This window comes from Nocardia sp. NPDC023852 (assembly GCF_040639505.1).
In the GTDB taxonomy this organism is placed as follows: Bacteria; Actinomycetota; Actinomycetes; order Mycobacteriales; family Mycobacteriaceae; genus Nocardia.
In genome coordinates this window covers 95951-109793 of record NZ_JBFAAB010000007.1, presented here as the reverse complement: position 1 = coordinate 109793, position 13843 = coordinate 95951, and the positions used below count along the sequence as shown (strand labels likewise).

The 13843-nt window shown below is 64.5% G+C and carries 1 protein-coding gene (only partly in view); it reads left to right on the top strand.

Annotated elements, in window-relative coordinates; all coding sequences use genetic code 11:
* On the top strand, positions 1-13843 hold the 3' end of the coding sequence (locus AB0H00_RS14330) for a glycerophosphodiester phosphodiesterase family protein (RefSeq protein WP_357265723.1). 109433 nt of this gene lie to the left of the window's left edge; the window shows 13843 of its 123276 coding nt (coding positions 109434-123276); its start codon lies off the left edge, out of view; the stop codon is at positions 13841-13843.

The window sequence follows — 13843 nt, the reverse complement described above, 5'->3', positions numbered from 1 at the left end:
GCGGTTGACGATGCGTCAGTGGAAGTCCGCCGTGGAAACGTGTCCCAGCCGGGCAGCGGCGCTGGACGTGTTGTATCCGGGCGTCGTGGAAAAGCTGCTGTCCCAACGGAGATTCGAGAACACGGCAGACATGCTGGGAGTCTCGGCCAGCCGGTACACCGATCTGGTGTACCGGGCCGTGCTGCGGCTGGCCGATCGTGCGGTGATTGTGGCGGCCGATGAAGAGGTGGCTGTGGCCGATCCGGTGTCCGGTGACGCTCCGGACCGGTACCCCGTGAGCGAGGATCCGTGGGATACGGGGTTCGGTCGCGGGCGCACGTGGAAAGCGGAATTGGTGCACCGGGCGCAGCGGGGCGACGATCTTGCCTTCGAACAATTATGGGGAAGTATCGAAACGGAGGTTCACCGCTGTGTGGTCGACACTATTCGCGACTCCGTTGACGCGATCGCCAGTGCGGAAGCTGCCCGGATAGGGGAAGACCTCGTTGCCGAGATCCGCGATTCCGCCTGGCTCGATATTCGAAATCTTCCTGATGGGATGGCATTCGGCGCGTGGATCGGCGGCATCGCGGTGCGGCGGCTCCGGGATTACGTGGGGTTCAGGGCTTTCCGCAGGACCGTCGGTGCCCGCTTCGCGGTCCGAGCGCATGTGCAAGTCGATCACCCGATGATTCGCCCGATGTTCCAGGCGAGCGAGAGTGAGATACGGACTGCGCTCGACGACTTCCCCGGAAAGCCGATACTGGGGGAGATCCTGCGTCTGCGATTCCGATACGGATTCTCGCTCGACGGGACGGCGCGTTGGCTGGGTATTCCGGATCGAGTCATCGCCTCGCTCGAGAACGAGGCGATCCGGGTATTCGTCGCGCATTTCGCCCCCGAGGAACGCAGTGACACGGCCACCGAACCCGAACATGCCGGGTTCGAATTGTCGGACCAACTCGTGATCCAGGTGTTGACGAAGACGCCTCTCTCCGTGGACGAGGCGCTCGACGTGCCTCTCACCCCCGACGACGTCGAGCGGTTGGGTGGTATCCCGGTCATCGATCTTGCCGCCATGCAGCGCGAGGTCGACGCCCGCGGCAAGGGAGTCGGAATTCGGATACCGGGCGCCGGTCAGGTGGCGGCAGACCTGCTCGCTGAACCCATCACCATGGAGGATGTCCTGCTCGGGGCCCCGCCGAGCAATCTCGGACTGGTCGGCATTGTGGAACCGGTTATGCCACCCCGCCCGTCGCCGCCTGCCTGGCTGTCCGAGGCGGATTGGGATGCGGCCTGGGGACGGCTACGGGCCCGATACCGATACCGATTGCTGGAATGGCGGCGGCTGGCGCGGGCCGACGACGTCGACCGGGACGAGACCGGCGCAATCCGCGGCACCGGCCAGGAAGGCCGGCCGAGCTACGTCACCGCGACCTATCACCTGTCCGCGATCTATCATGGCGACGGCACCCCACTGACTGACCCCGACGAATTGCCGACCGATACAACATATTTCGGCACCCGTTTTGGGAGCGGAATGTCGATGGAGCGTGAACCGGTCTTACAGCTCATGCCCTTCACGCCCCCATACGTGCGCGAAGGGCCCGATTCGAGCGGCGGGGCGTCCCCGCTCGCCGCGCCGGTCTCGGCCGGTGCCGTGGACAGCGCTCAGGCGTTGGACCGCGCCGACCACAATGAGTTCGATGGTGCTGACAACCGGACGAATACCAGCGCGCACGAAAGCCCTTCGACCGGTGAAGCTTCGGATGCGCTGCTGGGGATTGCCCCGCCGCGGGGACTCGGACGGCCGACCCGCCTATTCGCCGGACACTCTATGTCCCAGGGGAATTCGGTCGGCGATGGTCGTCGTGGGGACGAGGAGTCGAATGTCCCGCGAGTGAATGATATTGCGTTCGAACGCGATCAGTTGATAACAGCACTCGGGGCGGACCTGGATCGGATCGCAGTTCCGCTGCACGATGCACTGGCGGAGATGCGGAGGATTTTCATCGAGTCCGTTGGGCAGGAAAGCGGTACCCTGACTGCGGCGCTGCGCGATGCCTGTGCCCGGGACCCCGATGCCGTCCGTCTCGTGGCCGAGCTGATGGCGGATGAGGATCGGGAGCGATTCCTTTCCTTCGTGGAATGCTCGGTTCAGGGCGAACAAGTGGAGACGAGCGACGAGGATCTGGCCTTCGTATACGTCCTCGCCGCGACCGTGTTCACGTTCTTCCCGAGGCCCGCCGGTCAGCTCACGAGTGCGGAGTTCGCGGAACACGTGGTCGGCCGGTTGATCGAACAGGTCGACCCGGACCTGATTCGGATTGTCATCCGCGACTACCCGCCCGATCTTCGAATGATGCTGGAACTGTTGGTTTTGCGACCGGACAGCGACGATGAGACGGCCGCGACCATCCGGGCGGCGATCAACAACGGATCTCTATGGAACAACCCGTTCGTCCACCTGTACACCGACCTTGTCGGCGGCAGCACGCCGTCGCCGCAAGAGCGGGCCGAGTGGGACGAAGTCTGCCGAAACGCCATCGCCCGCACCGGAAGGTGGCAGGCGTGCCTGCGTGAACTCGACGAAACCGACGAGGAAGCGGTCGATTTCCTGGTCGAGTGGTTGTTCGGCAACCGGCTACCAAGGGAATTGGCGCTGGAGTGGGAACTGGACGCGGCGGAGATCAAGAACCTGCACCACCGTGCCATGAACCAGATGCACAACCTGTTCACCACCTGGCGGTCGGGGTCGGAGCGCCGGAACGCGGGGCTCTCGGGCCAGCCATTGACGGATGGTGAGCGCACGCTACACCGGCACGGTGAACCCATCGAAATCGGCACGCTAGTGAACGGCCGCAGTGACGCGCACCGGATCATGCGGTTCGCCGACAGCCCGGACAAGTCCTATTTGTTCACCCGGCTGGGGGACGGCACCGAGGAACTCCCGAGCTCCGCGGCCTTTGCCATGCGGGATGTCGATCTGCATCGGGTGGATCGCAATCTGCTCGGCTTCGACGTGACACCCGTTGCCACACCATACTATTCGTCGGAGCTGGCGGCCTGGGGGATACTGACCGAGCTGCCCTACGCTACTCTCCCGGCCACCCTGTGGTCTGGCAAAACGACCGATCCCACGCCCTTCGCGTGTTTTCTTGATCCGGTGCATCGACAGCAGATGTTCGTGCTGTTCTATCTCACCCAACCTTGCGGTGGCGTATCGATGAACATGAGCGCCAACGGTCGGATGCCAACGTTCCCGTATCAGCCGTTCATTCTGACCGAGGACGACGCACCTCCTCGGTACGCGGAATGGGCGGACTTCGTCCTGACCGGTCTGCGGCAACCACTGTTGCCCGAAGTGCTGAAGCCGCTGCTGGAGATCGACCCCGACGAGTTCGCGGCATCGTTTCGTCAGACGTCGATTCCGGGTCGGCGGTCACCGCTGTCGGAAGCCGAGATCGCTGACCGCGTGCGCAGACTGGAAGAGATCCAGGAGCACGGGATGGTCACCGGTGCGGCATGGCCCGAGATCGAGGAACTGGTCCCGACGGCGCTGACCGACCACCTGGTTCCGCCTTCCACGGCGCTGCGGACGATGGCGGCACACTGGCGGTCTCAGGTGCACTACGCCTACGAGCCGGGCCCGCTGGGCGCAGCGGAACTCGAATGCTACTACGGGGTGATCTGGGAACTGGCACAAATGTTCCAGCACGCCGCTGACGCCGAAGGGATAGTGATCGGCATCCGCCCCATGAGTGTGTGGGGGACAGGTCTGCTGCGATTCGGTCTCACGCGACCGAAACCGCAGAGTATCAAATATAAATCCTCTTCCGTCGAGGATGTCGCCCTCGGTCGTCAGCCGGGCATGATCGGCCTCGTCCTGGCCGGCGAACCGGTTTTGCCGCCGGTGCTTCCCGCGGATCCGTCCGCCCGGATCGCACTGTTCACACGATACGAACGGCGGTTGAGCGAGTGGCGCGCAGCACGCGCCCGGCCTGATCTGACCATCGGTGAACACCAGATCGTGCGCCGGGTCGGCGAGGAAAAACCCACCGGCCCCGATGCCGACCTGTACGAGTTGCTGTTGTACCCGTACATGATTCCAATCGACAACCGACCCGACTACGAGCGGATACTGACTCGGCTGCGGCTGGTGTACCGGCTTCCGATCGAGCACGGCGCGCTACGCCAGTGGGATCCGGCGGATGCGGCGGGAGTCGAACTCAAACGGCGGCTGATGGAGGACCATGCGCCCGACGGGGTGCCGATAATCTGGTTCATCCCAGGGCAGGAGTGCGCATGGGCGGTGTCGGGGGTGACGCCGGACGAGGGGGTGGCGGTCGGCGACATGCCGGCGGAGGTCATGGCAATGCCGATCGGTGCGCTCGCGCCGGGCGCACCACCGCTCGGCGCTGCCAACTGCGTGCCGGAGATGGTGCGATTCACCAAGGATTGGTCGGGATGGGCCGGGATCGATCCTCGGCTGCTCGATGCCTCGGTCCTTTTTCCGGGGCACTATCCGGGATGGTTGCCGGAGGTCTTCGATGCGGATTTTCACGAAGGCGGTTTCCGGTCGTTCGGTGACGTCGCCGAATGGGTGCGTAAGAACGGTGGTCTGGTGAATGTCGTCGCCGGTGTGCGCGGAGCGGTACGAGCCGATCAGATGCGCGGGCACGGTTGGTCGTTCGTCGCGCGGGGCACAGATGAGCACCCCGAGGTATGGGTGCACGAGTGGACCGACGACCCGTCACAGCTTCCGGAATCACGCATCGCTCTGGGCGGTGGCGTCTATGAGTACCGCTACGAAGATCGGCAGGAATGGCCCGACGTAGGAACTGTCCTCGGTGGCATGGTGTTCACCACCGATCGAGCGCCGGAATACGCATTGTCGAAGGGACAGCGATCACGAACCGTGGCGGGGGAGGACTTCCCGATAACGCGTATCGGTGCGGCCGTGCCTACCGGCGATGCGGCGACACCGGCCGATGACGGTTCGGCCGTGCGTGATTCGGGTGAAGGTCTTCCGCGGGGCGAGGATGCGGACGGCGCACGGGGGAATGACGGTGTCTCCGAACGTGATCAGGTGGCCGAGGCGACAGATCCGGGTTCCTGCGACCCGGAACGGCTGCTCGAGCGGTTGCTGACCCGGCTTCCCGACCGCGATTGGGTACGCGGCCTGATCGAAATGGTTCCCGATGCCTTCGATGCCGTACCTACCTCCGCCGCGATGGTGCGGATCGTGGAACGGTGGTGGGAGGAACTAGACGACGCAGAGCAGTCCGCGATCATCGAGAGGTATCCAACCCTGATCGGCAATCTGCCGGGAGTTCCGCTTTCGATACGGTACGACGTGAATTTCGCGCAGCTGCTCCGAAAGCATGCCGAGGTGCGCGCGCAATATTTCGAGGCACAACGGCGCTCCTCCATAGTTCAGTGGGAGCTGTTGCGGCGTATGTCGGACCTGAACAGCGCGATCTATTCCCTGGCTTCGAAGGCCGACTACGTGACCGGGCGGCTGCCGGCGCCAGCTCGCCTACTCTCGTACCTGGCGGATGAGACCGGCGATCGAATGGTGGTGGTGGTCGGAAATCCCGATGCGCAATCGCTGACGTGGTACCTGCCGCCACACGTCACTACGCACCTGCAGATGGTTTCAGGCGTGGACGACGCGCGGCGACATATCGAGGCGACTGTGCTCACGGGTCTGCCGCCCGGCAGACTCCTTCCGCTGCAGTCGGACTTGACTGCTGCCACCGTCATGTTGCTCGACAACCGCCACCGCGGTTCGGTCAACCATCGCGGTCGCATGGCCGTCGCGTTGATTCGTGAAGTCCAGGAATTCATGGCGATGCGCGAGGTCCGCGATGACACCGCCGATGCGGCGACGGTGCCGAAGAACTACTGGCTGGGCTGGGGTGCCGGCGCGGCCGTGGTACACGCCGCGTTGCGGCGCCTCGGCGACTCCGCAAACTCCCTGTGCGAGAAGGCGATCCTCATGGACGCGGGACCAGCGGTCCGGCGAGCCGTCCGCAACACCCACGACGTATATCTCGTTGATAGTTCACAGTCCATGGGGGACGGGTCACGAGGCCGGTCGAAACACAGGCGCGCACACGCCACGACAGATCCCTTCGGATATTCCGATGACGACTCGCGGATCCTGAAACCGACGCAGGCGACAATGTCGCGTATCGCGGGAGGCAGATCCCACCGGGCGGGGCGTGATTCGGCAGGCACGGAAGAGGTTTCGTTCGTCGAGGCCTCTCGACTGCCCGGACCGGACGGCGTGACGGAGGTCTTTCCGCCCAACTATGTGGTGCCGATGGCGGTGTACCGGTTCGGGGCGTTGATCGGCCGGGAATTGCGATTCGAACGGGAAATCGGAATGACCGCCGCCGATGAGGAGGAACTGGAGGAGGTGGTGGGCGGGCGCCTGCGGCCGTTCGACTCCTACCAGAGTGTGATCGACCATCTGCTGGAGCTGGCGAGTCCAGATCAGCGGAGGAATCCGTGGGGGCGACCGTCTGCTCTGCTTGTGGCACAAGACGCGCGTGGCAAAGGGCACGTGGTGACCATGACCGTTGACGGCGACGACATCCTCATCAGCTCCGCCGAGAGTGCCATGCGGATGCGTTCCTATCGGCCGGACCTGTTGCCCCAGGTCGAATGGCTGGCGGCGATCGTGGCCGACGCCGACGGCGATCTGACGCATCCGGTGTCGGACTTTGCGCCGATGACGCGTTCGGAGGTCCTGGTGGGTCCCGACGCTGCCGTCCATCGTTGGCCCTTCCCGGTGCGGGGCACTGTGCTGGTGGTCCGCCCGCATCCTGAATCGGATGCGGGCGAAGACGAACCAACCGGAAGCACCGCGCGGACGCCGGACGAGCTCGAAGAGATACGTCGTGTACTGGACGCGTTCTTTGACCCGCGCGACCACGACTACGTGGGGATCGTGACGCCTACCGATCTGGAAACCAAATACGGTATCGCGGTCGAGGAACAGCAGAAGATCCAAAATTTGCTCGACCGTCTCGGGCGGTATCAGCTGGCCGTCTGGGATGCCAATCCGGACGCCGCGCGATTGCGTGCCGAGGGGAAATGTCTTCCGAAACCGGCCGGGCTGTACATGAAAACCCTGGACCGGCTGGACTGGGTGCTCGGTGCCGAGTGGAAGCACCTCGGAAAGTTGGGGATCTACCTACCGCGGATGCCGATGTGGTTGCGGCCCTTCGTGACACCGGAACAATGGGCAGCATTGGAGGAACGCGCCGATATCCGTTGCGGGGACTACGCGATGTGGCTCGATTCGCCGCCGCCGGTACCGGCCGATGTGGCGCTCGGCCCGGATCGTGTGCTGTACATGCGCAACGAGGACGACGGAGAATGGTGGCCGCTCGGCTCGGATATCGACGGCGCCGAATGGAAGGTGATCGACGGTATCGAGCAGGAAGTCGACGCCGTCCACTACGACTGGGCAATGCTGATCCTGAACGAAATGGGCCTCTTCCAGCACGGAGCGACCGCGGGGTGGCTGGCACGGACTCCGCCGAACGCGGCGCTCAAGCGCCGAGTGCTGAGCAAGCAGACCCGGATGACGGTTTTTCGGCCGGGCAAGTCACCGCGGCGCGAACGCAGCCCCCGGCCCGAGGAAGCCCGCTCGCTCGGCGACCTTCCCACGCTCACAGATCCGGGCCTGACCAGCCGTGAATACCGCTGGTTCGCGCTAACCCGGCGGATCGAGGCGTCGTTGACGAACCTGCCCCCCGGCGCTGTTGCGGAGATGCTGCGCTGCACCGCGCAGCGGACCGGATGGCGTGGTCTCGCACCGTGGTTGCTGGATCAGACACCACCTGAGCCGTGGGAAGACTGCATGGCGTGGCTCGCGACCGTGTTCGGCGCCGATCGGCACCCTGGCGGATTCGGCACGTTCGACGCTGTCGAAGCATGGCTGTTGGCACACGGTGGGCTGGTGAACGTGGTGGCCGATCGGTTCGCGGCGGCGGACGCGGATCAGCGAAATCCGAACGCATGGTCGTTCTACTGTGCAGGCGAGGGTACCGACCGCGTGGTGTGGGTGCGCGAGTGGACCGCCGACCCCTCGCATATCCCGGAAACGGCAATCGATCTGGGCGGTGGAGTATACGAATACCGCTATCGGGACAGGCGCGGAAACTGGCCACGAGTGAGCACTGTCCTCGAGGCGATCGTGTTCACCGCGGATGGCGAACCGGAATGCGTGCTGTCGGAGGGGCGCCGATGGCAAACCGTCGATGCGCCACTGGACGATAGGGGTGATGGATTGCCCGGTGGCTCGGCGACGAAGGCCGACTCGAGGACTGATGTAGATGACCTCGACCGGCTCGGCGCCGACCTGGTCGACTTCGTCGCGAAACGAACGGCGGCGGTGCACTGGCTTCAGGAATTCCTCGGCACACGTATCAATTTCGAGCTGGTCGACGGTCCGCTCAGTTTCGAAGAGGATCCGCAAGGCGCCAAGGACGACGATCCGGCGCGAACACTCGCGCGTGAGACCGGTATGGATATCGCCGAGCAAGTGTGGGCCGCGCACCGGGAGAATCCTGAATATTTCGAACTGGCCATCGCGCATCTGTCCGACGAGATTCGGCGAAGCCTGTGGCTACTGGTACGGGCGGAGTCGGCGCAGGCGGCTGCTACGGCACCGCTGCCACCTGACACCTGGCCGCCGACCGCGGCGGCCCTGCAACTCCACATCCGGCTCAAGGAGTGGTTGCCGGCCATAGATGTGCGCGGTCAGGAACTGGCATTGCGGGTGGTAGCACGGGGCCTCGGTCCCAATGCCGACGTGATCCGACGCGCCATCGCCGACTATCCGACCGACCAGCGACGGTTCATCGAATACCGCGTATTGGGCGACGAAAGTCTGAGTGCGATGATCCTGGAGGACGAGTTACACCGCGATGCGCCTAGGCTACCGAACCACCTCTATCCGGTGTATCGAACAGCCATACTGCGCTTGTTCGCCGAGTTGGCCGGCGGGGCTGCACCGTCGCCGGAGCAACTGACGATATGGCAGGACGTCGCCTGGGCGCCGGTATTGACACCTGGACTGTGGAAGGACGCGCTACTCCGGCTGGCCGAACATGACGAGGCCGCCGCACTATTGCTCGAGCAGTGGCTCGTCGTGCACCGTCTGCCCCGCGAAATAGCGGACTACTTCGGTCTCGACCCTGACGATATGCCGCGCCTTCAACTCGAGGCGGTCGCGCGAATGCGTGCCATGCTGTTCACCACTGACGTCACACAGGTGGCGCCGGGGACACACAACATCATCGGTTCCGGTACGGCGGAGGAGCTGCGTTGGATGGGCGGTGCGGAACCGGGGTGGTTCAACGTGGCTTTGCAGTTGCTCGACCGCGCATCCCGCCCGAACCTCTACACGCCCTCGAATCCGACCCCGGAGTCGCTGGAGCAACTCGGTTTCAGCCGAGGTGAGCAGCAAGCCAGGCAGCGCGCCGCGGACGCGCTGCGCGTCGGCCTGCTGTGGGGTATTCCGGACGGCGACGAGGGGCGCGGATGGTTCGAAGCAGGCATACCATGGCCCGCGCCCGCTGATGTACCGATCAAGCCGAGGGATCGGCTCGACTATCTGCTCGGGGCGCCATGGCACACCATGGGGCTCGTCGGCCCCTTCCCACCGCGTCTTCCCGAAGGCCTCGGGCACTTCACCGAGTTGGACAAGGCGAATCTGACCGTCCGGCTGGCCGCGCGATTCGAACAGCGGATGCGCGAGTGGACGAACTATCGGGACCGGTGCGATCTCGATTTCGACGCGGAGTACATCTTGCACGGCACCGATACCGAGGGACGCCGTCGACCGCTCGGCCGCCGGATCGAGTTGCTCGGCATCTACGATCTCGACGCTCCTGACGACCTGATTCGCGATCCGCAGCGCTACCGGGAAATTCTGATCGCGCTACACCAGCAGTTCGGAGTAGCCGAAGCGGGCGCGCTTCTACAACGCGATACACCATTCGGTCGGGTGGGCGGTGCGCTCGCCGCCGTCGCGTTCGAGCCGGGGCGTGCCCCTGAGATCCGCCATCTGCTTCCGCCGCCCAGTGGCTGGCCCTGCGTGGGCGATCTGCCCGAAGCAGAACGTAGGCGTCTGCGAATCGTCAAGAAGCGGTCCTCGCGCTTGTTGCCGCCCTACCAGCTCAGCGATTGGGAACGGGACTTGCACGACAAGGGCGTGCCGATTCCGGCGCGATTGGACGACCGAAGCACCGCCGACTTCTACGGTCCGGCGCCACATGGTCGGCACTACATATTTCATGGCGACAGCGTGGCGGTCTTTCGGTCTATCGAACAGAAGTTCCGGCTGTACCCGGGCGCTCCCGAACTGGCGGCGGCACCCCGTGATGTCGCGTACTCGCTGGTGTACGAGTTCATGGCACCGGACTCCCATGTCGCGCCGCCCAGCACCATGTGGTTCTCGATGGACGGGTGGGGATCACTGACCGGATTCCGCGATAATCTGGCCGGCCTACTGGCCAGGGATTTGTCCGGCAAGCAGCTCGACGACCATGCCGCAGCCGACTACATCGCGGGCACGGTGTGCGGTCCCGACGGTCGGGGATGGAGCTTCCTGCCTGCGGGAGTATCGCTGAGCCAGCTCTCCGAAGTGCGATCGGACCTGGTCGCCGCGGCCATCGACCGGCCACTGCATCCCGAGACAGTCGCGCGGGTGGCCGAGCTGCGGGATCGTCTCACGGAAATGATCGCGGGTATCCGGGTGGACGAATCGCAGCTGATCGAGGATTCGGCCATTCGTCTCGCCGTTGAGCGCTGTGCCGAGATCGTGCGAAATGGCAAGATCACCGGTGCCGCTTGGCCGGGTTCCGTCCAAGCACTGCGCGACACTCAGCGCCGAGACGCCGAGAAAGCCAGCCGAGAAGACGAGAAGCATTACATCGAGCGCGCAGTCGATGCCGCCGTCGACATCGATCGGCCGCTCGGTGTGTTGAGCCAGTTCCAGGCCGAGGAGCACTATGGCATTCCGGCTGGAGTGCAGGACGCCTTCCAGGCGGTGGCTCAGGACCTGGGCGTCGAGATTCACCTGTGCCCCGCGAACACCGACGCGTCCGCTCTCTTGAACGCCAGCGAGGGCATGCCGAAAGTTCGCAGTGTCAAGTACAAGTCGATAGGACAGCTCGATCTGCTGCTGGGGGCTCCGCGCTGGGCGCTCGGGAAAGTGGTCTGCTACGAGCCCGGGCGGGTCCCCCCGGGATTCGGGCCACGACAGACAGCCGTACTGCGGGCGTTGCGGGAGCAGCGGCTGAAGGATCTGATCGATGCCAGGATTCGGGACGACATCGAACTCGGCGAGGGTGGCGAGGTCTACCTCATCGGCCCGAACGGGCAGCGGGAGCAGCTCAGGACCGACGTGGACGTCTACAGCATCTGTTATCCGGGTGGACGGCCCGTCGACGATCCGGTTCTGGTGAAGCGGTGCATGGATATGCTCGTCGAGCGCGGACTCATCACCCACGGCGATATCGTGCACTGGTGGCCACTCGACGAGGCCGAAGAGCGGAAGCACCGCGAGTTGCTGGTCAAATACCGGCCCGGGAAGCACGGTGAACGGCTACTGAAGATCTCACCGGTGGGTCCGCCGGAAGGAGTGCGCGGCCTGGAGCCCAAAGCGGCGTTGCCATTGCTGCTGGAATTCAACTGGTTCGGTACGCCGGAATTCGGTATCGGTCGGCCGCCCGACGTCGTCGACCCTGCCGTCGATCAATGGGATTGGTCCGAACTCGAACGTCGGGTGCGGGAACAGCTACGGCATGAGCTGGCGGAATGGCCGGACGCGATTTGGCTCGATGATGAGAGCGGCGTTTCGGACGCAGTGGAGAGCTTGACCAGCGACGTCGTGGCGACGGCCCGTCGAGAACTTGCCCGCGAAGATGTCGGTGGCGCACGCGTCACTCGGCTGGATCGTCTTATCGCCGACCGCCTGCGCGCCTACCGCAGCTTCCTGAATTACCGAGCCGGCATGGTCGACATCCTCCGATCCGACCTCGATGACACGGACAGCCGCGTGCAAGTGGTGCTCGCGCTGACCGAGGACGACTGGGAGACAGTGATATCCGACTATTCGGGTCGAATATCGACCGTGCTCGGTCTGCGGCGGATCGGCGCCGTCTTCCCGCTCGGGACCGAACGGATCGCGCACTTCCTGGACCTCCCCGGACATGAGGCGGCGGCGCGAGCGCACCAGCATGCCGAGAAGCTGATCAACCACGTGCTGCGGGTGATGACGGGCGATGGTGTGCCGTTGCCGGAAATCCGATTCGGACACTCGGATTCGGCGAGCGAGGGTGCTACCGACGACCCATGGGGGACCGGGTTCACGACTGGACATCGCGATGAAGCGGATTTGATCCGCCGTGCGCGCGGCGGGGACATCGCGGCGTTCGAGACGTTGTGGCTGGCGACGGTTCAGCAAGTAGCGGAGTACGTGGACCGTCAGTCGACCGATCGCGTGCACGGCATCGAGGGACAGCACATCGATGTGTCTCGTCATGACGAGGTGGTTGCCGACATCCGCGATGCCGCCGAACGCGAACTTCGGCTCCTGCGAGAAGGGCAGACCTTCGGGGGATGGCTCGGTGCCATCGCCGTACGTCGCACTCGTGATCGTCTCGCGTTCGCACGTCTGCGCGAAGCGGTCATAGATCGCTACTTCACCGATGTCGGTGTGGGACCGGAGGATATCGGAGCCCAGCGGGTTCATCTGGCGACCGACGAGGAATTGCGCGAGTGCTTGGAAACGTGTACAGACAAGCCGGCGGAGTTGGACGTACTTCGGATGCGGTTGTTCCATGGGTTCTCGGTCAAGGAAACCGCCACGGTCATGGACATGCCCGAGCAGACCGTGCTGCATCTCGAGCGCACTGTCGCGACCACGTTCGTCCGCCACCTGATTCGCATCGGAAACGCGGTAGCAGCGCCGACCCCGTCGACACTGGTCGGCGAGATCGTCGAAGTGACCGACGAACTGGTGATCGACGTGCTCACCCGGTGGAACCGGCCGGTGGATATCGAGGTCGGCGGCGCACTGACATGGGAGCAGGTGGAGCAACTGTGCCACATCCCGGTAGCCGATTTGGAGCAGATTCAGCAATGGGTGGATGCTCGCGAGAAGGGACTCGCCGTTCGGCCCCCGAGTCGGCACGGGCTGCGCTGGGTGCGGGCCGGTGTGGCGCTGCCCAAGCCGAGGCTGATTCTCGACCGATTCATCAAGTCCGTCAACGACCTCGATGTGCTGCTCGGTGCGGATCCGGGGAACACAGGATTGGCCAGCATCTTCGAGCCGGTGATGCCCGCGCGGCCGTCGCGGCCCCGGCATCTCACGCGGGAGCAGTGGGATGAAGGGTGGCGTGCGCTGCTCCGCCGATACGAATACCGGCTGCGCGAATGGCGCGATGTAGTGCCGGAACTGGAGCGGGACACCGATGTGGTGATGGACTCCACCGGCGCCCTGTACCTGCTGGGCGAGGACGGCCGCCGCCGGCCGGTCAGCTCGGACTATGACATCTACGCGGTGTACAACGCGGACGGGACGCTGGTCACCGACCGCGAGGACTACGAAGACGATATCGAGTACTTCTGCGTCCAGCCGGGCAGCCGGTTCATGCACGGATCCGTCGTCCAATTGCTGGTCTGGCATGTCGACCACTTCGAGACGAAACGTGTTCTCTTGGACGAACACAAGGAAGGCGGTACCCCGGTCTTGCTGCTGATGCCGAACCAGCCGCCACGCCTGATCTGGGGATTGAATCCGGCCGTCGACGATATTCCCTCGGTCAGTCCTATGTAG